Genomic DNA, 23288 nt, shown 5'->3' with positions numbered 1-23288 from the left:
CACAGCTATTGTATTTGTGCCATGGCCCCGGCAAGGGCCTGCATCAGGGCGCTTTGGCTGTTCTCGGTGCCGCCGCTCAGGCTGGCAAAGCGTTCGGAAAACGCGTGCAAGCTGATGGCGCCGACGGAAACTTGCAGCAGCGCGTCGTAACTGGACACAAGCCGCAGATCGTTGCCCAAGGCCGCGCCGGCTGTCACAGATACTGTGCCGTTCCCGGTTTCGATTGCAAAGGCTTCGCCTTCCACTTCGAGCGTTGCGGTCAGCGGCGTGTCGCCCGCCCCGGCGCGTTCCAACGCGGCGGCCAGTGTCACCGCGATGGTGCGCAGGTTGCCCGGTTTCTTGGGCTTGGCCACGGGCATAAGCTGCCCACCCAGCCGCGCCAGTTCAAACAGCAATTGCCGCGTCGACCAGCCCACATCGGTTAGCTGGTACAGCGTTGTGCCATGTGGCCCCGGCCCCTTTTCTAAAAACCCCTCGGCCGCCAGATGCACCAGCCGGTCCGACAACAGGTTCGACGCGATTCCGGTCAGCCCCGATTGCAGATCGGCAAACCGCGCCGGGCCCGCATGCAGATCACGTAGGATCAGCAGGCTCCAACGGTCGCCCACCGCGTCCAGCGCCCGCGCGATGGGGCAAAGCAAGTTGTAGCTGCGGGTTTTGGCCATCACACCCTCACGGTTTCGTTACTTTAAAAAATAAAGTCCATGCTTTATCTCTGCACTACACCTAGGCAATCCGCCGCCCAAACGCAAACCCCAAACCGAAAGTCCTGCGCATGTCCAGCAAAGCCAAGATCCTTGTCACCAGCGCCGCCGGCAAGACCGGCCTTCAGGTCTCGATGCGTCTGTTGTCGCTCGGCCATCCGATCCGCGCGATTGTCCGGCGCGACGATGCCCGCGCCGCCGCCCTGCGCAGTGCCGGGGCCGAGGTGATGGTGGGCGACGTCTACGCGGTGCCCGACATGCGCCGAGCCATGAAAGGGGTGCAACGCGCCTATCACTGCGCGCCCACCGCGCCCAACGGCCAGCTGTTCAGCGGCGTGTTCGCCACCGCCGCCGTCGAAGAGCGGGTCGAACACGTCGTCACCCTGGGCCAATGGCTGTCCAGCCCGCACCACCCGTCGCACTTCACGCGCGAGGTGTGGCTGTCCGAACAGATGCTGGCCACATTGCCCGACACCACACTGACCATCGTCAACCCCGGCTGGTTTGCCGATAATTACTTCATGGTGATGGGCATGGCCGCACAGCTGGGCGTGATGCCGATGCCGCTGGGCGATGGTGACACCGCCAAAAACGCGCCGCCGTCGAACGAGGCGATGGCCGCGGTTGCCGCCGCCGCACTGGCCGACCCGGCCACCCATGCGGGCAAAACCTATCGGCCCACCGGCCCCGAACTGCTCAGCCCCAACCAGATCGCCGATGCGATGGGTCAGGCGCTGGGCCGCAGGGTGCGCTATATGCCGGTGTCGGAAAAGATGTTCCACAAGGCGCTGACAGCCAACCCGCCGGGCAATTTCAGCTTTCAGGCGCTGTCGCAGCTGACCCTTTATGCGCAGGAATACCGGCGCGGTACCTTTGCCGTGGGCGGCGCCACCGATGTGGTGCAGACCGTGGGCGGGCTGCCGGCGGAAAGCTTTGTCGAAACGGCGCGGCGCGAGGCGCAGAAACGCCCCGAAACCCGCCGCACCCTTGGCAATCGCATGGCCGGTATCTGGGGGTTTATGAAAACCGGGATGACCCCGGCACCCAACCTGCCGCGCATTCTGCGCCATGCCGATCTGCACATGCCCGCCGACGCCACGCTGGCCATCGACAGCGCCGAATGGCGGTCTACGCACGGGGCCGCGCCCAAGCTGGTCAAGGCCGCCTAACACTCGGGCAGGTTCACCGCCAACCCCCCGCGCGAGGTCTCTTTGTACTTCGCGCGCATGTCCTCGCCGGTCTGGCGCATGGTCTCGATGCAATTGTCCAGCGGCATCACGTGCCCGCCATCGCCGTGCAGCGCCAGCGAGGCCGCCGACACCGCCTTGATCGCGCCCATCGCGTTGCGTTCGATGCACGGCACCTGCACCAGCCCCTTCACCGGGTCGCAGGTCATGCCCAAATGGTGCTCTAACGCGATCTCGGCGGCGTTTTCGATCTGCGCATTGGTGCCGCCCAGCACCGCGCAGAACCCCGCCGCCGCCATCGCCGCGGCTGATCCAACCTCGGCCTGGCAGCCGCATTCGGCGCCGCTGATCGAGGCATTGTGCTTGATCAGCCCGCCAATGGCCGCAGCGGTCAGCAGAAAGGTCTCCAGCCGCGCATCGGTGAACCCGTCGCAATGATCGTCGTAATAGCGCATCACCGCCGGCACCACGCCTGCCGCACCATTGGTGGGCGCAGTCACGATCTGCCCGCCCATGGCGTTTTCTTCGTTCACCGCCATCGCATAGACCGATAGCCAGTCATTGGCGCTGTGCGGCATCGGGTTGCCGGCCTGGCCCAGCCGCGCATGAATGCCGCGCGCACGCCTTGTCACGTTCAGACCGCCGGGCAGGGTACCCTCGGCCCCAAGCCCCCGGTCGATGCACGCACACATGACGCACCAGACGTTATGCAACCCGTCCCGCAGGTCCTCGGGCGACATATTGGCCAGCTCGTTGGCGCGTTTCATGTCAGCAATGCTCAGGCGCGCGTCTTCGCCCATCGCCAGCATCTGCGTAGCATTGGCAAAAGGGTAGGGCGCGTTGGCCGCCGGGGTGTCCTCCTCGGCCACGTCCATCTCGGCGGCGGTTTTCACGAACCCACCCCCGACCGAGAAATAGGCCTGTCGCCACAGCTCGTGCCCATCGGCGTCCAGCACCCAAAGCTGCATGCCATTGGCGTGTTGCGGCAAGGGCGGGCCATAGTCAAAGGCCAGATCGCGCGCGGGGTCGAATCGCAGGCCCTGAGGGGTGATTGAACGTTGTTCAGACAAGGCCACCAACGCCGTCTCGGCGGCATCGGCATCCAGCGTCGCGGGGTCAAACCCCATCAGGCCCAGAAATACTGCCCGGTCGGTGGCGTGCCCTTTGCCGGTAAAGGCCAGCGATCCGTGCAGGCTGCCCGCAACCGCCGCGGCACCGGGCGCATGGTCTGGCAAGGCGGCGATGAAATCGCGCGCGGCGACCATCGGTCCCATCGTGTGCGACGAAGACGGCCCCACCCCGATCTTGAAGATCTCGAACGTGCTCAGAAACATGTGTGCATCTTGGCGCGACAGTGCGGTGTGTCAATTCCCCACGCCACACACCGGACGGCGGATTTGGCGGAAGGGTGGCGGCGACCACAGGCAGGCAAACCCGGATGGCTCAGCGCCCGAAAGAACCAAAGCACCACCGGTTGGTTGCGTGGGGGCAGCTGAACCCATCAGGTGTCATTGCGCAACGGTTATTGCACCAGCGCAAGGACATTGGCGCCACCCGGGATCACCGGCAATGCAAAGTAAGATTCCAGCCCTTCGGCGCATCCGTCCCACGTGTCGGCCGATCCATAGTCGATCTTGCCGGACACTTCGGCAAACACGCCACTTAGTCCGGCAACGTCCGAACCCAGTTTCAGCTCTTTTTGCCCCCCGATTTGCACCCCCTGCAAATTGTTGTTCGACCCGAATTCGATGTTTTCCTCGGAAAACAGGTAGATGTTGAAATACCCGGTTGAACAATAACCCGAGTCGCCGATCTGGTTGTTCGATCCAATCAGGATCTTGTCATTCGACGCAAAGATGGCGTTCGAAAGAACGTTGTTCGAACCAAGCTTCACCTCCTTCTGTGCGACGATGGCAATGTTGGACAGGTTCCGATCCGAGCCCAGATCGGCCACCTCTTCCACGATGTACAGCGTGTTGTCTTGCAGCGGCGTGGTATCGGTGATTTCGCTCAGTTCCACCGGCCCGTCGGTGATGAATGGCGGCATATTGGTAATGGCGTCGGCACGCATGTCCGAAATGATTGACGGAACCAAACCCGGCAACAACAACGTATGGTCCGCCACGGCCAGCGCCTCGGCGGTGCCGGTATTCGCACCGCCTTGTTCAAAATCCCCCAGATCGTTCATCGTGATCTGTGTGCCCGGCGCCACAACATTGTCTGACCCGATCTTTACCCCGTCTGCCCCGTAAAGGCAGAACTCCGAGATATAACTGTTGTTTGACCCGGACTCGACATTTTCATCGCTGAACAGACCGCCCCCCTTGCACCCCTGACCCGCGCCAAGATGTGCAACAGCAGCTCGGACAAGATTAAACTCGCTGATCCCGGCGAGGTTGGCGAACAATGCGGCCAATGGATTTGAATTATTGGTGTCGCGGCGGGTGACGGTCCGCACCGCATTTATAGGGGTTCCACTTGGTGTGAAGACGCCAGCCGACCAGTTCCCGAAACTCACATCGGCGGCCACCAGAACGCCGTTTCCGTCTACATCCGCATGGTTCTTTTGCGCATAGGAAATGGCCTCGATGGTTGCCGCGGCCTGATCGGGCAGTTGGCTGGCACCCGCAAGGGCCGAGGCATCGGCCGCGATTTGCAGCCGGTTCCCGGTGACACGCCCCAACCCGATATCAATGACCAACGCGGCCATCATCAAAAAGATCGGCAATGCCAACACCAGAAAGACACCGATGGCGCCGTCGGTGTTGTGCCTGAAACAGGTAAGACAGCGCAAAGCGCGGGTCACAGCGATGGCTCTTTGCGCATGGTGACCTCGGCAAACAGGTTTTCCAGCCCGGGCACAACGACGCGCAGAAAGGCAAACGTGTTTGGCGTGGTGATCCGAACCACCACGTCATCCGTGCCCGTTGTCGTGGTGTCTTGCGCCACCACCGTGAAGGTCTGAGGCCAATGAGACAGGCTGTTTTCAGCGGCTGTTACCGCCTGGGCCTCGGTTGCGGTGCCGACGGCAAGATCACGGGCTGCGTACCGGGCAGCGTCATACATGTTGTCGGTGACCGACAGCGTATATCCCCACAGCAACAGCGCCAGGAAGATGAACAGGCAAACCGGAAAGACCAGCGCGAATTCCACCATGGCTGCGCCGTTACGATCGCGCCAAAAACCCGCCATCTGCTGTGCCGCGCGATGGAGCGGTTGCTTAACCCATTGGGTCATTGATGGAACCCCTTATTCCCAAGAACGACAGGGCTATCGTGCCAAGCAAGGGGCGCTTATGCCTTTACTGCCCAGCGAAGTTTTCACGCTATTGGAAGGCGAGGAATTTCAATGCAACCATCGGTGGCATTATTTGACGGTCTGATTAAGTTGGGGGCGTTTCCTCGGTTTCGAAACACGCGCAGCCCGGTATTCAGCGGGGCCGTGATCGCACAAGCTGTTACAGACTGCTGCGTTGACCGATGCCACTCATGCCGAGAATGCTCGGCACCCCTGACGGCCAAACGCAAAACGCCGCCCCGTTGGGCAGCGAATTACCGTGGTTTTGCGTAGATGTATTAAAACACTCCGACCAGTTCGAGGTCAGAGCAGCCCAATACATGCGCCATTTATAAGTAAGAAACTATCGCCGGCATCGTAAACGTGTTTACACTCGTTTGCATCGACTCATTCCTTTGGGGAAAAATGCGCGCATTTCTGTTTTCTTTGATTTTCAGTTTTAGCCTGACACATTCAGCCCACGCGATTGAAGGCTTTGAATGCCAGATCGACCAAAAACCCGGCCGCTATGTGCCGCACGTGTTTTCTGTTACATATGACCCCAAGTCGCGAGAGGCATTGGTCTTTGACAGCACCATCGACCATTTCTTTGGCGTTCCTATAGCCGCGCGCGTTACGGCGATCTCTTCAACGAGAATTCGGTTCTCTTGGAGGCTTAGACGCTCCGGAGGACTCGAAACGAATATAAAATGGGCCTACAACGCTGTGGTAAACCCCAAAAATGGGGAGGTCCGGATCAACGTCAAACCGCTGCACTATGAAGAAACATTCTCGGGCTCGGGGCTGTGCCAATCTCTGAGCGCAAAGGACGCGAGATCGCTTGAGCGGAAATTCCATGCCATGTTGGGAAAAGACGCCGAAGAGCAGGCGGCGATAAGCAGGGCACCTTTTCCGGGGGGTAAAAGCAAGCTCCGTTACACTTGTGCAGTGGCTGAACGCAAGCGGGCGCCAAAATGGTGGCCAAAGTCCATCACAATCCAAACCGACGCGCGCAGCGGTGTTACCTATGAAATGGAGATGCTGGATGGTGCGGGAAACATATCCGGCAAGGGAAGTTACGACGTAAACGCGAAATACAATGGCGGTGTATATCATTCATTGCTGATCGAATTTGGAAAAGAACTGCGGACACGGTTCAAAAACAAGGTCATCAGAGAAGTTAGTTTCTCTGCCGTGCTTTATCCTGGAAACACCGCGCCAGAATTCAGAGTTCACGTGCGCAGGTCCGGCGGCGACCGGTATTATGATGCCGCGGCGAACTGCCGGGGACGTTAGGCTCAGAATTGACATCGCAAACGCAAAACGCCGCCCCGTTGGGCGGCGTTTCGGTTTCGCGAAAGGCGCGGTGGCTTAGAAGCCCAGGCCTTCGTATTTCTTTTTGAACTTCGACACGCGGCCGCCGGCATCCATCAGGCGGGTGCCGCCACCGGTCCAGGCCGGGTGCACGCTGGGGTCAACATCCAGCGCCAGCTGGTCGCCCTCGGCGCCCCAGGTCGATTTCATCTGGACCACGGTACCGTCGGTCATCTTGACGTTGATGGTGTGGTATTCGGGATGGGTATCTTTTTTCATGACAACCGTTCCTTACGCTTCAGCGCCAGCTTTGGGCTTGTAGTTGGTGACCTCGGCGATACGTGCCGATTTACCACGACGGGTGCGCAGATAGTACAGCTTGGCGCGACGTACCTTACCGCGGCGGACAACGGTGATGCTGTCGATATTGGTCGAATGCAGGGGGAACACACGCTCTACCCCTTCGCCGAACGAGATCTTGCGCACGGTGAACGACCCGTCGATGCCGCTGCCGTTTTTACGGCTGATGCAGACACCTTCATAGTTCTGAACGCGCGAGCGCGAGCCTTCGATGATCTTATAGCCGACACGGATCGTGTCGCCCGCCTTGAAATCCGGAATGTCTTTGCCAAGCGCGGCGATTTGCTCGGCTTCCAGCTGTGCGATCAGGTCCATCGCATCTACTCCTAAATTGCTCACGGTTTGCCCGCGAAGGTTTGTGCGCGTCCTCAGAGCTCCGTGTCTTCAACCGGGTTCGCCGCGTTCCCACTTGGGGGCGCCCGCCAGAGGTCAGGTCGTCATTCCTTGGTGTCTTCGGCGTGCCGCGGCCAATGGGGGCAGAAGAAACCCCCCGGTCATTCATTCGAAAATCCGCATTGGCGATGCCAAAGGCCCCCGAGTCGGAATTTCCAACCGGGAACGGGCGGTGTTTATGGGGGATGCCTTAGGAAATCAAGCAGAATTTGCACTCTGGCCGCGATGCAAACTGCCCGCTAGATTGCCCGGAAACACTGCGCCGAGGACGCGTCTATTGTCAAACCTGAGAACACCCTGGCGCGCCGTTTCGGCGATGTTTGTGCTGAACGGCGCGCTTTATGGCATCTGGGCCGCCCGTATCCCCGCAATTGCCGAAAAGCATGCGCTTGGGCCGGGGCGGCTGGGGCTGTTGTTGCTGCTGTTGGCCATGGGCGCGATCTTGTCTTTCCCGCTTGCCGGCCGCGCGGCGGATCGGTTCGGCGCTTATCACGTGACCTTGCGGATTGCCGTGGCCTATGTGGCCGCGTTGATCGCCATTGCCTGGGCGCCGGGATTGTGGACTGTTGCAATCGCGCTTTTCCTGTTCGGGGCCACCCACGGCGCAATGGATGTGGCCATGAACACCTGGGCGTCCGAGGTGGAACGGCATATCGGCCGGCCGGTCATGTCGTCGTTCCACGCCATGTTCAGCGTGGGTGCCGGTTTGGGTGCGGGGACCGGAGTGCTGGCTGCGTGGGCGGCCATTGGTCCCAGTATTCACTTCACGACGGCCGGCGTGGCAGCCGCTGTTCTGACATTGGCGTTCGGATGGATCGGCTGGGCCAAGCCTGAGGGGCAAGTTGATCACAGCGGTACCATTCTGGCCATCCCGCGCGGGGCTCTGGCCGCGGTGGGTATGTTGGCTTTTTGCGCTGCGCTGGGCGAAGGTGCGATGGCAGATTGGAGCGCGATTTTCCTTGTCCTGACCACTCAGGTGACCGAGGCCAAGGCCGCGCTGGGCTACACCGTCTTTTCGGTCGCGATGGTTGTGATGCGGTTTCTGGGCGACCGTGTGATCCGCTGGGCCGGGCCGGTAAAGGCCGCACGGATGGCCGGTGCCTTCACCCTGGCCGGGATCGTCTTCGCCGTTGGGTTCGGCACCTACGGCGCTGTTCTGACCGGCTTTGCCCTGCTGGGGTTTGGCTATGCGGTGATCTTCCCGCTGGCCTTCTCGCGCGCGGCCAATGATCCGGCCATGGCGCCCGGGGCGGCCATCGCCTCGGTCGCGACACTGGGATATGGCGGGCTGCTGCTGGGGCCACCAGTGATCGGGTTTGTGGCCGAACTGACATCGCTGCGGGTGGCCTTTGGCCTGCTTGGCGGCTTGGCGGTGCTGATCGTGGTTCTGGCGCAATCCCTGCGCCCGCCACATTCCGCTGGACAAACCACCGCCACGGCGAAATCTTAAGCTGCGAAACAACCCGAAGGCTGACCCATGGACCTGATCACACCTTACCTGACCTATGTCATCGCGCTGGCCATTGCGGCCGTGATCCCCGGGCCGGGCGTGGCGGCGCTGGTGGGGCAGTCCTTGGGCGGGCAAATGCGCAGCGCGGTGTTTTTCACCGCTGGCATGGCGCTGGGCGATGTGACTTATCTTACCGTCGCCATTATTGGCCTTGCGGCAGTGGTGCAGACCTTTGCCGGGGCCTTTGTGGTGATCAAGATCCTTGGCGCGGTTTACCTGATCTATCTGGGCATCCAGTTCTGGGCTGCGGGCACCAACAGCACGGCCATTGACGCCGGTTCGGGGCGCCGGGGCTTCCGGGCCTTGCTGGCGGCCTATCTGGTGACGCTGGGCAACCCGAAAACCGTGGTGTTTTATCTTGCGCTGCTGCCCACCGTTCTGCAGTTCGAGACCATCGGCGTGGCGCAGTGGGCGGTGTTGACGGTGCTGACGATTGTGGTGTTGTTTGCCACGATGCTGCCCTATGCGCTGCTGGCCAATCGCACCCGGGCCCTGATGACGCGCCCGCGCGCCCTGCGTCGATTGAACCGGATCGCGGGGGCCACGATCGGCGGGGCCGGCGCGTTGGTCCTGGGCCAAGCGGCAACGGCGGCGCTGCGCCGGGCCTAGTCGTTTTGCCGTGATTTGAAGGCCGCCCACAGGTCAGGGCGGCGCGCGCGGGTCAGCGCCTGCGACATCTCGTGGCGCCATTTGGCGATTTCGCCATGATGGCCCGACATCAGCACATCGGGGATCGCGCGGCCCATCCAGCTGGCCGGCCGGGTGTATTGCGGATGCTCCAGCAAGCCGTTGGAATGGCTTTCTTCCTCGGTTGAGGCTTCGTTGCCCAGCACCCCGGGGATCAGCCGCACGGTGGCGTCGATCATCGCCTGCGCGGCGATCTCGCCGCCGGTCAGCACGAAGTCGCCCAGGCTGACCTCTTCGACCTGATGGTGGTCCAGCACCCGTTGATCCACGCCTTCGAACCGGCCGCACAGCATGGTGATACCCTGCGCGCCCGCCCAGCGTTTGGCCGTGGCCTGCGTGAACGGCGCGCCGCGCGGTGACAGGTAGACCACCGGCCAGTCGCCGCGATCCGGCACCGTGCCCTCTTGCGCGTCCGACAGGGCGCGGTGCACTACATCGGCGCGCAGCACCATGCCCGCGCCGCCGCCGGCCGGCGTGTCGTCGACATTGCGGTGTTTGCCCTCGCCATAGGGCCGAAGGTCGATGGTTTCCAGCGCCCAGAGCCCCTGATCCAGCGCCTTGCCGGTCAGCGATTGCCCCAGCACGCCGGGAAAGGCCTGCGGGAACAGCGTCACGATCTTGGCCCGCCACGCGCCTTTCAGCGCTGGCCGCTCGGCCATCAGGTCCCGCGGGGTCAGCGAGGCGCTGATCGACAGGCGGCCATGGGATTTTGGCGGCTGTGTCATGCAACGATCCTTCCGTCATCGGGTGCGGTGGCGCGGTGCCCAAGGTCCTGCGCGAACCGCAGCATATAGCCGTCGGGGTCCAGAACCACAAATTGCCGCTGACCTTCGAACCCGTTTTCGGTGCGATACCACGCAGTTTCCAGCGGGCGGAAAATCCGGGCGTTGGCCGTGGCACATCGGGCATGCACCGTGTCCACGTCGCTTGTCATGATCTGCAGATGCATGCCGCGCCCCAGCGGCCCCTCGGGTGTTGCCAGCCAGGTGTCATCGCCCAACTGCTCCAGCATCAACTCGGCCCCCTGATGGGACAGGTAGAAAAACCCCTGCGCCGGACGGTCGTACAGGCACGCGAACCCCAAGACCTGCTGATAGAAGGCCGCGCTTGCCTGTGCATCGCGGCAAGCCAGTTCGGGAACCAGCGCTGCGCCGGTCATTCTGGAAACAGACCCTCGGGCGGGTCGGCGATGATGCGGCCGCTGGTCAGGTCCACGGTCGGCACCGCCTCGCGCGTGAAAGGCAGCAAAACGGTGCTTTTATAGCCGCGCTTGAACACTTCCAGCAGGTCGGTGGCACCGTGATTGTGCACCGCGCGCACCTCGCCCAGTTCGGCCCCGCCGGTATCCAGCACCGCCAGCCCGATCAGGTCGGCGTGATAGAACTCGTCATCGGGCAGGGCGGGCAGGGCGTCGCGGGGGGCAAAAAGCTGCGTGCCTTTCAGGCCATCGGCGGCCTCTTTGCTGCTGACACCGGACAGGCGCGCGGCAAAGCCGTTCTTGATGGGCCGTGTGACAGTGACCGTGAAGGACGTGCCCTCTTTCGTGGTCAGCGGGCCATAGTCGCCAATGGCCTCCGGCTCGGCGCAAAAGCTTTTCAGCCGCACCTCGCCGCGCACCCCGAACGAGCCGGCAATCGCCCCAACGCAAACCTTGTCGTCCATCATTCCCTCTCTGCCACGTATGACCTGTTCGAACATGAGGCGTGCCCCAAAGGCAAGCCCCGGCGTCGCCCGGTGCGTTATCGATCCTCTATGATCAAGGTATCGGCCCGCTCTTCCCAACCCAATCGTTCCAGTTCGGGCGTGTCGGTAGCCTCGGCCGGGTAACCAACGCAGAGATACCCCACCAGCCGCCAACACGCGGGCGCATCCAGATCGCGCGACAGCTGATCGGGGTCAAGGATCGACACCCAGCCGACGCCAATGCCTTCGGCCCGTGCGGCCAACCAGAACTGCGTGATGGCCGAAACAACCGAGTATCGGCGCATCTCGGGCATTGTTCCGGCGCCCAGGCCGCGGCCCTTTTCGGTGGCCTCGTCGCAGAAAATGGCCAGCTGCACCGGTGCCTCGCGCATGCCGCTGAGCTTGAGCGTGGCATAACGTTCGGCATCCGCACCGGCATAGCCTGCCAGCGCCGCTTCGTTGGCCGTGGTGAAGTTCAGCAACGCCGCGCGCCGCGCCGCGTCCGAGGCCACACGCAGAATGCGCCACGGCTCGCTCAGCCCCACCGACGGGGCACTGGCAAAGGCCGAAATGCAACGCGCCAGCGCCGCGTCGTCCACCGGGTCCGTCAGGAACCGCCGAACGTCGCGCCGCCAGCGCATAAGGTCGGCCAGCTGGCCGCGAAAGGTCCCGTCAAAGACAGGGCCGTTCGTATCGCCGGGCTTACTCAGCGGCTTCTTCTGCAGGAGCTTCGGCTTCTGCCTCTTCGGCCGGTGCAGCAGCAGCTTCGGCAGCTTCAGCAGCCTTGGCGGCTTTTTCCTCGGCGCGCTCCTTGGCCTTGGCACCGGGTTCCGCTTTCTGCGGGTTGTTGCGTTCTTTCTTGTCCAGAACGCCGGCGGCTTCCAGCATGCGGCTGATGCGGTCGGAAGGCTGTGCGCCTTCGCCCAGCCAGTACTGCACGCGCTCGATGTCCATCTTCACGCGCTCTTCGCTGTCTTTGGGCAGCAGCGGGTTATAGGTGCCCAGCTTCTCGATGAAACGGCCATCGCGCGGCATGCGGCTGTCGGCAGCCACGATGCGGTAAAAGGGGCGTTTCTTCGACCCACCACGGGCCAGACGGATTTTAAGTGCCATTGGTTGTTCTCCTTATGATGGCGTTTGGCGGCTTTCGCGCCGCCTATTTCTTGTGTTTGTTGTGGTGCTGAATGACTTCAGCAATGATGAAGTTCAGGAATTTCTTGGCAAATTCGGGGTCCAGATCGGCCCGCCGCGCCAGGTCTTCCAGCCGTGCAATCTGTTGCGCCTCGCGGTCGGGATCGCTGGGCGGCAGGTCGTGGCTGGCCTTCAGCTTACCCACCGCCTGCGTGTGCTTGAACCGCTCGCCCAGCGTATAGACAAGGATCGCGTCCAACCGGTCGATGCTTTCGCGATGCTCTTTCAGCAGCTCGGCGGCGCGGGTGACATGATCAGTCAATGGCCCATCCTTTCGGTTTGAACAGCGGGTCCTGGTAATGGCCGATTTCCAGCGCGATGCCGTCGGCGATCTGGCTGTCTTTCAACTCGGCGGCTGTGGGGTGGCGATACACCACGTCATGCCCGTCGATTGACTTGGCAGCCTTGTCAATCTTGGCGCCCAGCCGTTCCGCCAGCCGGATCGAATCCAGGTTCTTGGGGTCGATATAGCTGACCGCGCCGTCCCAGCCCTGTTCGTCATAGAAGAACTGGCGCGCGGCGTTGGTCGCTTCCAGCGCATAGCCTTTGCCGGCCTTTTCGGGCCAGATGATCCACGCGATCTCGCGCTCGGGCCACACGGCGGGTTGCCAGCCGCCCGCCATGCCCAGCGTCTCGTCGGTGACCCGGTCGTGGATCATCCACATGCCAAAGCCGCGGATCTCCCAATGGCCGATCTCGGCGGCATACAGCATCCAGGTCTCATACGGGTTCAGCGGGCCACCCATGAACCGAGCGCGGTAGCTGGTGAAGGTCGCCTTGAAATTCGGATAGTCCTCGGGCTCGGGGCCACGCAGGATCAGTCGTCCGGTTTCCAGCACGGGGATGTCGCGATGACCCATCAGAGCGCCTCCGGTGCCGGGTGGCGGTAGATCGTCAGCGGGCCGAACTTGGCGTGGTCGAATTCGGTTTCTTTCACCGCGCCCAAACGTTCAGCCACACGGGCCGATCCGTCATTGCCTGGTGCCACAAGGCTGATCGCGGTGGACCAGCCCAGCGTGCCATAGGCATAATCGCGCGCGGCACGTGCAGCCTCGGTGGCGTATCCCTTGCCTTCGGCACCATCGAACAGGTCCCAGCCGATCTCGGGCTCGGGCCAGCCTTCGGGGTTCCACAGCCCAATCAGGCCCACCTGTACGCCGTCCGCCTCGACAATCCAGCGGCCATAGCCGCACAGCGTCCAATGGCCGATCTCGGTCGCCAGCTGCCGCCACGCGTCCTCGGCGGTTTTGGGGCCGCCCACAAATTTTGACCGGTCGCTGGCGTAAAAGTCGCGCAGAAACGGGATGTCGCGGGCATCGGGCCCGCGCAGGGTCAGCCGCTCGGTGGTCAGGGTGGGGATCACGCTGCATCCCCTTCGTGCCGCCAGACCTGCGCGTCGTCGTTCAGTTCGGCCTCGGCCTGCGGGTCGCGCTTTGCGCCCATATGGCCCATCATCGTGATCGCGCGGGTATTGGCCGGGTCGATATAGCTGACCAGCGACGTCAGCCCCAGCGCCAGACCGGCCCAGTCGCGCGCGGCCAGCGCAGCTTCTTGCGCGAAACCGCGCCCCTCGGCCGCTTCGGTGAACAAAAAGCCCAGCTCGACCTCGTGATCGCCCGGTTCCAGCCCAAGCAGGACAAAGCCCAGCACCGCGCCGGTCTCTTTCGACGTCACGGTCCAGCCGCCATGCCCCTGCAGCATCCATCCCGCCGCCATCTGAACGAAATCCAGCCACGCCTCGTCGCGGTCCATCGGACCGCCAACATACACGCCGCGCGCCCCGCAAACGATGCCCGCATAGACGTCGAAATCGCCCACCTGCGGCGCGCGCAGGTCAACGCGCTCGCCGCTCAGGCTGGGAACCAGCGCCGCGAAGTCCGCAGCGAAATCGGCCTTGGCGCCAACGGGCGGGGTCTCGTAATGGGCGGCCATCACAGATCCTCCGGCGACGGGTGGCGATAAACCAGGCACGGGGTGTCAAAGGGCGGCGTGACGGTATCATCCAGTACACAGCCCAGCCGTTCGGCCAGCGCGCGCGAGCGGGTGTTTTCCGGCACGATATACGAGATCGCCGTGGTCCAGCCCAGCGTGCCATAGGCGTGCAGCCGCGCGGCGGTGGCGGCCTCGAACGCGTAACCTTTGCCCTCGGCATTGCCATACATGGCCCAGCCCAGCTCGGGCTCGTTCCAGGTTTCGGGGTAATGCGGCCCGATCAGCCCGATCGGCGTGTCGTCGCCCTTCCGCGTCACGGTCAGCATCGAGAACCCACGCGTGGCCTGGCTGCCCCAGCGCGCGGTGAACTTGCGCCACGCCTCCATCCGGGTGTTCGGCCCGCCCATGTATTTCGACCGGTCCGTGCCCAGAAACGCCGCCTCAACCTCGAAATCCTCGGGCTTGGGGCCGCGCAGGATCAGGCGTTCGGTCTCGATTTCGGGGAAGTCCAGAACCACACGCATCACGCAGCCCCCTTGTTGTGGCGGAAAACGGCGGTGTCTTCCACGGTGTCGCCATCGGCGCGCGGGGCGGCGTTGTCTTCCACCGCGCCCAGCCGTTTGGCCAGCGCCTGCGAGCGTGCATTGTCGCGGTGGATATAGCTGACCATCATGTCCAGCCCGCCCGGCCCAAACGCCCAGTCGCGCACGGCCTTGGCAGCCTCAAAGGCCAGCCCCTTGCCCTCGTGATCGGGATAGATCATCCAGCCCAGCTCGATCTCGGGGAAATGCACTGGTTTGTTCACGCCAACCTGGCCGATATTTTCGCCGGTGTCGCGCAGGTCCACCGCCCAAGCGCCAAAGCCCAGCAACGGCCAGCTGCCCACATCTGCGGCAAACATGCGCCACGCCTCGTCGCGGTCAAACGGCCCCCCCATATAGCGCGCCCAGCTGTCGCCCAGCCAGCGCTGCATCGGGGCGAAATCATCAACCCGATGCGCGCGCAGCGTGACGCGGTCGCAATTTATGGTGGGGGCAAGGGTCATTTCTTTTTACCAAACCCGCTCAGCCCCGGAGGCAGTGCGCCGCCGCCCAGCCCGGGCAACCCACCTGGCAGACCGCCGGGCAATCCGCCGCCCGCGCCCATCTGCTTGGCCGCTGCTTCCAGCGCCTTGGGGTCCATCGACGACGGGTCCATACCCGCGGGCATCTCGGGGCCGCCCTTGCCGAACATCGCCTTCATGGCCTGTTTCAGCATGCCGCCCTTGCCCATCTTCTTCATCATATCCGCCATCTGGCGGTGCATTTTCAGCAGCTTGTTCAGCTCTGAAACCTCCAGCCCCGCACCGCGCGCAATCCGCTTCTTGCGGCTGGCCTGCAGCACCTGCGGATTGGCGCGCTCCAGCTTGGTCATCGACTGGATCAGCGCAATCTGGCGCTTCAGGATCTTGTCGTCGAACCCGGCATCCTGCACCTGCTTGGCCATCTTGCCCATGCCGGGCATCATGCCCATCACGCCTTCCATGCCGCCCATCTTGATCATCTGTTCCAGCTGCATGCGTAGGTCGTTCATGTTGAACCGGCCCTTCTGGAACCGTTTCATCATGCGCTCGGCCTGCTCAGCCTCGATGGTCTCCTGCGCCTTTTCCACAAGGCTGACAATGTCGCCCATGCCCAGAATGCGGCCCGCGATCCGTTCCGGGTGGAACTCTTCGATCGCGTCCATCTTCTCGCCCAGACCGACAAAGCGAATGGGCTGGCCGGTCACGGCCCGCATGCTCAGCGCCGCACCACCGCGCCCGTCGCCATCCATCCGCGTCAGCACCACGCCCGAGATGCCAATCCGGTCGTCGAAATTCTGCGCCGTGTGCACCGCGTCCTGACCGGTCAGCCCGTCCACCACCAACAGCGTCTCGCGCGGGGTGGCCACATCGCGCACCGCCTCAACCTCGGCCATCAGCTCGTCGTCAATCGACAAACGGCCCGCGGTGTCCAGCATATAGACGTCATACCCGCCCATCGCCGCCTGCTGCTTGGCGCGCTTGGCAATGTCGACAGGTTTCTGGCCGGCCACAATCGGCAGGGTATCTACCCCGATCTGCGCGCCCAGAATGGCCAGCTGTTCCATCGCCGCCGGGCGGTTCACGTCCAGCGAGGCCATAAGCACCCGCTTGCCGTTCTTTTCTTTCAGCCGCTTGGCCAGCTTGGCGGTGGTTGTCGTCTTACCGCCGCCCTGCAGCCCCACCATCAGGATCGGGGCGGGCGGGTTGTCGATCTTCAGCGCGCCGGGGTCTTCGTCGCCGGTCAGGAAATGCACCATCTCGTCATGCACGATCTTGACGACCTGCTGACCCGGCGTGACCGACTTGGTCACCGCCTGCCCGGTGGCTTTCGCCTGCACCGCCTTGATGAAGTCGCGCGCCACCGGCAGCGACACGTCCGCCTCCAGCAACGCCACCCGCACCTCGCGCAGCGCGGTTTTCACATCGTCTTCGGACAGAGCGCCCTGCTTGGTCAGGCGATCAAAGACGCCTGACAGGCGTTCGGATAGATTTTCAAACATGCCCGGGCCTCCTTACAGCCGTTGACCTTTGCCCGTCCAACCTAAGAACGAACGCTCCAAACGCCAATCTCCCCCGTGGGCGCAACGCGCTGACGGGGGGCGATCCCTGCATAGGCAATGGGACCGGAAGCATGGCAACTTCCGTGAATTTGGTCGCGATTTAGGCGGGTTCGCGCGCAGAGTCAAGCCAAGGGACGGTTGAACCCACCACCGGCCCTGCGGCAGCTCGCAGCAGAGAGACCTGCCGTAGGTATCCCACAGAACCCACTGTCCACGATTGTTTTGCGGCGAAAAATTAGCAAAGAGCCCAAATGTCTGGCTCCGCGATGCCTGCAGATGGCAGTTTTTTTGATGAGGTTGTCTTCGACGCCAATATCTGTTGTAAGTTGCGGCGAGAGCCCCACCTGTTTGCCCCAGAAAAACAAGAGGTCTGGCGATGCTTCTTTTTCGACTGACTGCCCTTGCGCTTGTTTTTGCGTCCTCCGTTCATGCTGAAACCTACGAGGTCAAGACAACAGGGTACGGGAAGGCAAATGACTTTTTCGACCCGCTGAGCGGTGAACTCCAACGGTACAAATCTGAGCTTTCCTATGACCGTTTTGACGGTACTGACGAAAATGCGCCATTGGTGCTCGTAGGTGGGCGTTGCTTTGGTAGTTTCGTTATCGTTAGAGGCGAACCGCGAGGGGGCGGTAACTGTGTATTTGTCGACAAAAACGGCGACAAAGTCCTCCAAGAATGGCGTCTCGACGAGGTTGACTTGGGGATAGGCCGAGGTACGTATTATTTTGTCGGGGGTACAGGCGCACATGTCGGGATTTCCGGTCGAGGGTATTATACCAACGAAGCCGTTGCACGAACCGGAGAAACAAAAACGACAATCGTCGGTACAGTTTCTTGGCCGGACGATTGATTGCTTTAACAAGTAACAAACTCACCTTTGCACGAATGAGTTGAGCACCACCATCACGCGAAAGCTGACATTGGCTCGCGCCGCCCAAATGGCGGGTTTGACCCGCATAGCTGACCAAACGCACAGCCTCTTCACCCCCGCTCCTTCCGTGAATTTGTGGAAATCCGCCGTCTTGCCTCGCCTTTTCAACGGCATTCAGAGACGAAGGTCTGAACGCGGCTCGCGATGACTGGTGGCCAAGGCAGCATCGCCGCCGCCGATCTTGTGGCACGAAAATTGTAACCCGACAACGCCTGCAAAAGCTTGGTCATTTGACACCCAGAGGAACCGAGATTGCAGGCAAACCGATGCAAACCTTTGCAGAAGTCGGCGATAAGATCTTGAAGCCAAATTCAGAAAGCGAACGAAAACACTCTAACGCTTGCTCGTGAAGGTGTTCTAAGGGCGCTTTCCCCAAGCGGCCATTCGGGTGCGGCGCGAATTGGTTGTTTCGATGCGCGGTCTGGCATTGTTCTACGTTGTAACCGACGGAAAACATGCGTGAAACTGTGTTGGCCGGGGTCAAATCACCCAAGAGGTTTTCTTGCCGGTTCATGTTCCCAAGCCGGTTCTGCGCCCGATTTGACCGATGCAACGGCGTGTACCAATGGCCGCACATCTCCTCACTTCGTCCTCTTTGTGTCTAGATTTCCATCAAAACCTGAGGGAATGTTGACGGCACGAAGCTTTGAGCCTCAGGCCTTGACAATTGATAAGGGCGCCGTCTAGTAGAAGTAGTTGTGCGACGATGCACACCAAATTCACCAAGCGACTCAGCTGGACGTTGACGCCCTTTCGGGTCGCTTTTTGATTCCTATACTCAAGCTTCTCGCATGGACCTGCGTTCGGACTGGTTCTCATAAGGGAGCTTATTCACATGAAAAATACTCTGAAAGATGTACTGGGCAGGTTGAGCCTGACATCCGTAATTGCGCTGGCCTCGTCTGCCGCCTTTGCAGATGTGAAGGTCGGCGCGATCTTTGATCTGACCGGTGGTCTCAATATCTATGGCATTCAGCAAAACAATGCGCTGAACCTCGCCATCAAGAACGTCAACGCCGCGGGTGGCGTAAATGGCGAAACCGTGACTGTCGTGGGATATGACGCGCAGTCTGAACTGTCCAAATACACTCAGTTTGCCCAGACCTCCGTTCTGCGGGACGGTATTTCGGCCATGTTTGCCGGGCTTACCAGTTCGTCGCGCGAAGCCATCCGCCCGATCTTCCGCGAAGCCAACATTCCCTATTTCTATTCCTCGCTTTATGAGGGCGGCGCATGTGATCGGCAGACTTTTGTGACCGGGTCATCGGCGTCTCAGCAGTTGAATGTCCTGATGAATTGGGCCGTCGAAACCTACGGGCCGAAAATCTATATCATGGCCCCTGACTACAATTTCGGGACCATTTCCGGCCACTGGATCCACAAATTTGCGGCGGACAACGGCGCAGAAGTGGTGGGCGAAGACTACCTTGCACTGTCGGTGACGGACTATGCGCCGACAATTCAGAAAATTCAGGCTGCAAGCCCGGATGTGGTTGTGGCGCTGCCGGTGGGCGCAGCGCAGACCGGGTTTTTGGAGCAGTTCGCCGCGGCCGGACTGAAAGACACGATTGGCGTTGTGTCAACCAACTATGGGTCGGGCAACCAGCAGGTGGTTGTCTCTCCTCAGGCCGGGGAAGGGTTGGTTTCGGCAATGGGGTATTTCCCATCGGTTGAAAGTGACGCCAACGCCGCTTTCAAGGCGGCATGGGAGGCCGAATACGGCAGCGATACACCCATTGTGGCGGGTGCCGTTGACGTTTGGAACGCCGTGCACCTTTGGGCGGCGGCTGTAAACAAAGCTGGAACTGCGGACACGGAAGAGGTCATCGCCGCGCTGGAAAGCGGGCTGACTTTCGAGGCGCCAAATGGCACCGTGACATTGGAGCCGGGCTCGCATCACCTGCGTCAGGACGTCTACATCGCGCGCGGCAACGCCAACAGCGGGTTCGACATCGTGCAGACGTTTGAGGATTCCGCGCCGACCTATGAGAACGAGATGTGTGACCTGATCGAAAACCCCGATCTGGCAGAGCACTTCATTCCTGAAGGCTAATAAACAACAGAAACATAGAGGTGCGCCTGTGACAGGCGCGCTCTCTTTGGGAGGTTTTTATGGAACCCGATTTTTTGGCGACGGTCTTGCTGTCGTCTTTGTCCAGCGCATCCATTCTGCTGATCGCGACACTTGGCCTTGCGGTTGTCTACGGCTTGATGGGCGTCATCAACTTGGCGCATGGCGAGTTTCTGATGGTGGGGGCCTATTCGGCACTGACGGCGACGCAGATTGGCCTGCCATTTCTGCTTGCTATCCCCTTTGCCGTTTTCATGACGATGCTGATTGGCGCGGTGGTTGAGCTGTTGATTATCAGGCGTCTGTATGGGCGGATTTTTGATACGATGCTGGCCACTTGGGGGCTTGGCATGGTGTTCAACCAAACCGCCGTGCTGTTGTTTGGCACGGTCTCCCCCGGCATCGGAATGCCGCAGTGGAATTTCCGGATCGGTGACTTCAGCCTGGCGGTCTACCCTTTGACGATGATCGTGGTGGCCGCCCTTCTGCTGGCATTTGTTTATGTTCTGATGACCAAGACGGTCTACGGCATGAAGGCGCGGGCCTCAATTCAAGAGCCGCAAATGGCGCAGGCCATCGGCATCGATTCTGCGCGGGTCAACACGCTGACCTTTGCCATCGGATGCGGATTGGCCGGGTTTGCGGGCGCGATCCTGTTGCCGATCATCCCGGCGACCCCTTCGATGGGGCTGTTCTTTGCGGTCAAGGGCTTTCTCACCGTGGTTGTTGCCGGTCCGGTCGCGCTCACGGGCACCGCGCTTACGGCGCTTGGTCTGGGCGGCGGGGCCTCTGTCACGGCAAGCTTCATGACCTCTGTCATTGGCGACGTCTTCTTCTTCTTTGTCACCGCTCTTTTGCTTTGGCTGTACCCGCTGGGTATTTCGTCAAAGTGGCGCCGCAAACTCTGAAGGGCGCGTCACGATGTTTGAAAAACTCTACAAATCATCTGGCCTGATCTTTCCGGCCCTTGCCACCATTGCCGCACTCGCGGTTTCAGGATCACTCGACGCGTATCTTGCATTTGTTGCGACGTCCTGGATCATTTTTGGCCTGCTGGGGCTGAGCCTCGATGTGATCTGGGGGCGGGGCGGGCTGCTGAGCCTGGCGCAAACCGCCTTTTACGGTCTGGGCGGATATTTTGGCGCGGTTGTTGCCATTAATATGGCGCCCACATACGGGATGTCGCTGGTCTGGGCCCTGCCTTGCAGCGCGCTCTTTGGGGCGCTGATTGCGGCGGCGCTCGGCTATGTCATCTTTTACGCCCGTATGGGCGCGCTGCAGAGCACCATCCTGTCCTATACGCTGACGCTGCTTTTGTGGTCGGTCACGCAGACCTTCAAGCTCGACGTGGGCGCGGCGACGATTGGCGGGGACAATGGGCTCTCTGGCATTCCCGGCTTTGTTCTGGGCTTTGGCGAAGAGGCGAAAAAGCTCAAACCAAACGCGGCCTTTGCGCTGGTTGTTTGCATCAGCGCCGCTGTCTACTTTGTCACCTACTGGCTGATGCGCAGCAACTTTGGCAAGATCGTCGATTGCATCCGCATCGACATTCAGAAGACCGAGCTGCTGGGCTATGACATTCGCAAAGTGCAAGTCCTGAACTTTGCCTATTCGGGGGCGGTTGCCGGGATTGCCGGGGCGCTGTTTGCACTTTGGGCGAACTATCTGAATCCTTCGATATTCTCGGTCCAAGAGGCGCTCTTGGTGCCGATTTACGTCCTGGTTGGCGGTCTGGGCACGCTGGCGGGGCCGTTTTTAGGCGCGCTGATCATCGGAGGCTTGTCCTTCTGGCTTGGCGGCGGTGCCGCGGGAGGGCAGACCACCCTGATCCTTGGGACCGTGTTGATCCTTTTGGTGCTTTTCCTTCAGAACGGTGTCCTGGGCGCGCTCGGCAGCCTCTGGCGCCGTTTTATGCCTGATCCCAACAACGCCGCGCGCCTGACCGGCGCTGTGCAAATCGACACAGAGGTGCTGGAGGACATCCTTGTCGAGGCAGAAAAAACTGCTGGACCGGCCAAAAACCTGTCCACGGACGAGGCCTTTAAAAGGTTTGGCGGCGTCATTCCCGTCAATAAAGTCAGCCGCGATTTCACGCCCGGCGAACCTCATTCATTGATTGGCCCCAACGGGGCTGGGAAAAGCTCGTTTCTCAAAACCTGCGTGGGGCTTTATCGGCCAGAAGGCGGCACCATCAGCCTGGGCGACGAAGACATCACCAAGGCCCCGGTCTTTGCACGTGTGCGCAGTGGCATGGGCATGAAGAACCAAAAACCGCAGGTTTTTGGCGAGAAAACTGTCCGCGAAAACCTGTGGATCGCCGCATATGCGCGCACCAAAGACAGCGCCAAGTCGGATGCCATCAGCGCGCAGATTTTGGGCATGCTTGGGTTGGGCGCACAAAGCGGCGTTCAGGCCTCTGCCTTGTCGCATGGCCAACAACAATGGCTGGACATTGGCATGGTGCTTTGCCTCGCGCCGCGGGTGGTTTTGTTGGATGAACCGGCCGCGGGCATGACGAATGAGGAAACGCGGGAATTGTCCGTGTTGGTCAGGACATTGGCAAAACACACAACGGTGGTGGTGGTCGAACACGACATGGAGTTTGTCCGCACCCTCGAAGGTCACGTGACGGTGCTGCACCAAGGAAAGCTGTTTGCCGAAGGCGACATCAAGACCCTTCGGGCCAATGACGCGGTCCTCGACATTTATCTTGGGAGGGGCGAACATGTTTAAAGTCTCGGGTGCAACGGGCGGTTACGGCAAAACCACCATCATTCGCGACGTGTCGCTTGAGGTTCAACCCGCTGAGATCGTCGCGCTTTTGGGCCGCAACGGTGTGGGGAAATCCACGCTGATGCGCTTTGCGACGGGGCTGGTGAAAGCACAAGCCGGAACCGTAGAGATCGCAGGCGTGGCTGCGCCGCCCGCGCCCTCAAAACGGGCCAAGATGGGCTTGGGCTATGTGCCACAGGGCCGGTTTGTGTTCCCACGTATGACGGTGATCGAAAACATCTCGGTCGCTGCTGCCTCAAACGGGTTTGACGCAAAACAAGTCGTCGCAGAGCTGTTCGAAGACTTCCCGCTTTTGGTTCCCAAGGCACATGATCTGGCGGGGGGGCTGTCTGGCGGCCAACAGCAGGTTTTGGCCTTGGCACGGGCGCTGGCCATTCGGCCAAAAATCCTTTTGCTGGATGAACCCACCGAAGGGGTGCAGCCGTCGATCATCGACGAAATGGCGGGCGTTCTGAAACGCGTCAATCAAGAGCGCGAGATCGCGATCCTGGTTGCGGAACAGAACCTCGATTTCTGTCTTTCAATCGCTGAACGCGCCTATGTCATGGAAAAAGGCGCAATCCGAATGGAAACGGACCGCGACAGCCTGCTGGCGGACAAAGTCCTTCAGCAAGAGCTTCTGGGGGTATGA

27 protein-coding genes are annotated in these 23288 nt (G+C 61.3%); 9 read left to right on the top strand and 18 right to left on the bottom strand.

Translation table 11 applies throughout. The features are described 5' to 3' along the window. Positions 1–5: 5 nt before the first annotated feature. Positions 6–665, bottom strand: a complete 660-nt coding sequence (locus ACMU_RS18875) for a winged helix-turn-helix transcriptional regulator (RefSeq protein ID WP_051588367.1) — start codon at positions 663–665, stop codon at positions 6–8. A gap of 110 nt (positions 666–775) precedes the next feature. Here ACMU_RS18875 and ACMU_RS14595 point away from each other — a divergent pair, with 110 nt between their 5' ends. Then, positions 776–1873, top strand: a complete 1098-nt coding sequence (locus ACMU_RS14595; protein WP_035260928.1) for an NmrA family NAD(P)-binding protein — start codon at positions 776–778, stop codon at positions 1871–1873. Here ACMU_RS14595 and ACMU_RS14590 read toward each other — a convergent pair. From ACMU_RS14590 to ACMU_RS14580, 3 genes are all read right to left on the bottom strand, one after another. After that, positions 1870–3225, bottom strand: a complete 1356-nt coding sequence (locus ACMU_RS14590) for an L-serine ammonia-lyase (RefSeq protein WP_035260926.1) — start codon at positions 3223–3225, stop codon at positions 1870–1872. The two genes, ACMU_RS14595 and ACMU_RS14590, sit on opposite strands and share 4 nt — an antisense overlap. Before the next feature lie 188 nt (positions 3226–3413). Beyond that, entirely contained in the window at positions 3414–4697 is a 1284-nt protein-coding gene (locus ACMU_RS14585) for a pilus assembly protein TadG-related protein (RefSeq protein WP_035260924.1), read from the bottom strand. Further along, a complete protein-coding gene (locus ACMU_RS14580) occupies positions 4694–5128 on the bottom strand; it encodes a TadE/TadG family type IV pilus assembly protein (protein WP_081805540.1) in 435 nt (144 codons plus the stop codon). The genes ACMU_RS14585 and ACMU_RS14580 overlap by 4 nt, the downstream gene beginning before the upstream one ends. A 465-nt stretch (positions 5129–5593) precedes the next feature. Between ACMU_RS14580 and ACMU_RS14575 the strand changes: the two genes are divergently transcribed. Further along, the gene (locus tag ACMU_RS14575) at positions 5594–6463 is read left to right on the top strand and encodes a hypothetical protein (RefSeq protein WP_035260920.1); all 870 of its coding nucleotides are present in this window, start codon (positions 5594–5596) and stop codon (positions 6461–6463) included. Positions 6464–6538: 75 nt separating this feature from the next. Here the strand turns inward: ACMU_RS14575 and rpmE are convergent, their stop codons facing one another. Together rpmE and rplS are read right to left on the bottom strand one after the other, a co-directional pair. Then, the gene (gene rpmE, locus ACMU_RS14570; protein ID WP_035260918.1) at positions 6539–6760 is read right to left on the bottom strand and encodes a 50S ribosomal protein L31; all 222 of its coding nucleotides are present in this window, start codon (positions 6758–6760) and stop codon (positions 6539–6541) included. A 12-nt stretch (positions 6761–6772) separates the two neighbouring features. Continuing rightward, positions 6773–7156, bottom strand: coding sequence for a 50S ribosomal protein L19 (rplS, locus tag ACMU_RS14565; protein WP_035260917.1), 384 nt, complete (start codon positions 7154–7156; stop codon positions 6773–6775). A gap of 355 nt (positions 7157–7511) precedes the next feature. On the opposite strand from rplS, the gene ACMU_RS14560 reads away from it, so the two are divergent. After that, positions 7512–8684: an MFS transporter gene (locus ACMU_RS14560; RefSeq protein WP_035260916.1), complete on the top strand. Its 1173-nt coding sequence runs from the start codon at positions 7512–7514 to the stop codon at positions 8682–8684. A 27-nt stretch (positions 8685–8711) separates the two neighbouring features. Continuing rightward, a complete protein-coding gene (locus tag ACMU_RS14555) occupies positions 8712–9353 on the top strand; it encodes a LysE family translocator (RefSeq protein ID WP_051588366.1) in 642 nt (213 codons plus the stop codon). On the opposite strand, the gene trmD is transcribed toward ACMU_RS14555, so the two are convergent. From trmD to ffh, 12 genes are all read right to left on the bottom strand, one after another. Beyond that, entirely contained in the window at positions 9350–10156 is an 807-nt protein-coding gene (gene trmD, locus ACMU_RS14550) for a tRNA (guanosine(37)-N1)-methyltransferase TrmD (RefSeq protein ID WP_035260914.1), read from the bottom strand. The genes ACMU_RS14555 and trmD overlap by 4 nt on opposite strands. Then, positions 10153–10590 (bottom strand): bleomycin resistance protein, encoded by a 438-nt coding sequence (locus ACMU_RS14545; protein WP_035260912.1) that lies wholly within the window; start codon positions 10588–10590, stop codon positions 10153–10155. Before ACMU_RS14545 ends, trmD begins: the two co-directional genes overlap by 4 nt. Continuing rightward, the gene (rimM, locus tag ACMU_RS14540) at positions 10587–11093 is read right to left on the bottom strand and encodes a ribosome maturation factor RimM (protein WP_035261104.1); all 507 of its coding nucleotides are present in this window, start codon (positions 11091–11093) and stop codon (positions 10587–10589) included. The genes ACMU_RS14545 and rimM overlap by 4 nt, the downstream gene beginning before the upstream one ends. A 77-nt stretch (positions 11094–11170) precedes the next feature. After that, positions 11171–11824 (bottom strand): 5,6-dimethylbenzimidazole synthase, encoded by a 654-nt coding sequence (gene bluB / locus ACMU_RS14535; RefSeq protein ID WP_268870878.1) that lies wholly within the window; start codon positions 11822–11824, stop codon positions 11171–11173. Continuing rightward, positions 11817–12227, bottom strand: coding sequence for a 30S ribosomal protein S16 (rpsP, locus tag ACMU_RS14530; RefSeq protein WP_035260910.1), 411 nt, complete (start codon positions 12225–12227; stop codon positions 11817–11819). Before rpsP ends, bluB begins: the two co-directional genes overlap by 8 nt. Positions 12228–12270: 43 nt before the next feature. Next, complete coding sequence (locus ACMU_RS14525; RefSeq protein ID WP_035260909.1) at positions 12271–12567, bottom strand: chorismate mutase; 297 nt, start codon at positions 12565–12567, stop codon at positions 12271–12273. Further along, positions 12560–13165: a GNAT family N-acetyltransferase gene (locus ACMU_RS14520; RefSeq protein ID WP_035260907.1), complete on the bottom strand. Its 606-nt coding sequence runs from the start codon at positions 13163–13165 to the stop codon at positions 12560–12562. The genes ACMU_RS14525 and ACMU_RS14520 overlap by 8 nt, the downstream gene beginning before the upstream one ends. Further along, positions 13165–13668, bottom strand: a complete 504-nt coding sequence (locus ACMU_RS14515) for a GNAT family N-acetyltransferase (protein WP_035260905.1) — start codon at positions 13666–13668, stop codon at positions 13165–13167. Before ACMU_RS14515 ends, ACMU_RS14520 begins: the two co-directional genes overlap by 1 nt. Further along, entirely contained in the window at positions 13665–14237 is a 573-nt protein-coding gene (locus tag ACMU_RS14510; RefSeq protein WP_035260904.1) for a GNAT family N-acetyltransferase, read from the bottom strand. The genes ACMU_RS14515 and ACMU_RS14510 overlap by 4 nt, the downstream gene beginning before the upstream one ends. Continuing rightward, complete coding sequence (locus ACMU_RS14505) at positions 14237–14761, bottom strand: GNAT family N-acetyltransferase (protein WP_035260903.1); 525 nt, start codon at positions 14759–14761, stop codon at positions 14237–14239. Before ACMU_RS14505 ends, ACMU_RS14510 begins: the two co-directional genes overlap by 1 nt. After that, a complete protein-coding gene (locus tag ACMU_RS14500) occupies positions 14761–15282 on the bottom strand; it encodes a GNAT family N-acetyltransferase (protein WP_035260901.1) in 522 nt (173 codons plus the stop codon). The genes ACMU_RS14505 and ACMU_RS14500 overlap by 1 nt, the downstream gene beginning before the upstream one ends. Continuing rightward, positions 15279–16799: a signal recognition particle protein gene (gene ffh, locus ACMU_RS14495; RefSeq protein ID WP_035260899.1), complete on the bottom strand. Its 1521-nt coding sequence runs from the start codon at positions 16797–16799 to the stop codon at positions 15279–15281. Before ffh ends, ACMU_RS14500 begins: the two co-directional genes overlap by 4 nt. A gap of 436 nt (positions 16800–17235) precedes the next feature. Here ffh and ACMU_RS19345 point away from each other — a divergent pair, with 436 nt between their 5' ends. From ACMU_RS19345 to ACMU_RS14470, 5 genes are all read left to right on the top strand, one after another. Further along, complete coding sequence (locus ACMU_RS19345; RefSeq protein ID WP_152544632.1) at positions 17236–17712, top strand: hypothetical protein; 477 nt, start codon at positions 17236–17238, stop codon at positions 17710–17712. A 916-nt stretch (positions 17713–18628) separates the two neighbouring features. Further along, on the top strand, positions 18629–19846 hold the full coding sequence (locus ACMU_RS14485) for an urea ABC transporter substrate-binding protein (RefSeq protein ID WP_035260895.1): 1218 nt from the start codon (positions 18629–18631) through the stop codon (positions 19844–19846). A gap of 59 nt (positions 19847–19905) precedes the next feature. Further along, positions 19906–20772, top strand: a complete 867-nt coding sequence (locus tag ACMU_RS14480) for a branched-chain amino acid ABC transporter permease (protein WP_035260893.1) — start codon at positions 19906–19908, stop codon at positions 20770–20772. A gap of 13 nt (positions 20773–20785) precedes the next feature. Further along, the gene (locus ACMU_RS14475) at positions 20786–22597 is read left to right on the top strand and encodes an ABC transporter permease subunit (RefSeq protein WP_035260890.1); all 1812 of its coding nucleotides are present in this window, start codon (positions 20786–20788) and stop codon (positions 22595–22597) included. Then, positions 22590–23288: an ABC transporter ATP-binding protein gene (locus tag ACMU_RS14470; RefSeq protein ID WP_035260888.1), complete on the top strand. Its 699-nt coding sequence runs from the start codon at positions 22590–22592 to the stop codon at positions 23286–23288. Before ACMU_RS14475 ends, ACMU_RS14470 begins: the two co-directional genes overlap by 8 nt.

Origin of the sequence: Actibacterium mucosum KCTC 23349, assembly GCF_000647975.1 — a bacterium.
GTDB lineage: Bacteria > Pseudomonadota > Alphaproteobacteria > Rhodobacterales > Rhodobacteraceae > Actibacterium > Actibacterium mucosum.
Note: the sequence above shows the minus strand (reverse complement) of the source record. Positions and strands in the feature narration are given on the sequence as shown.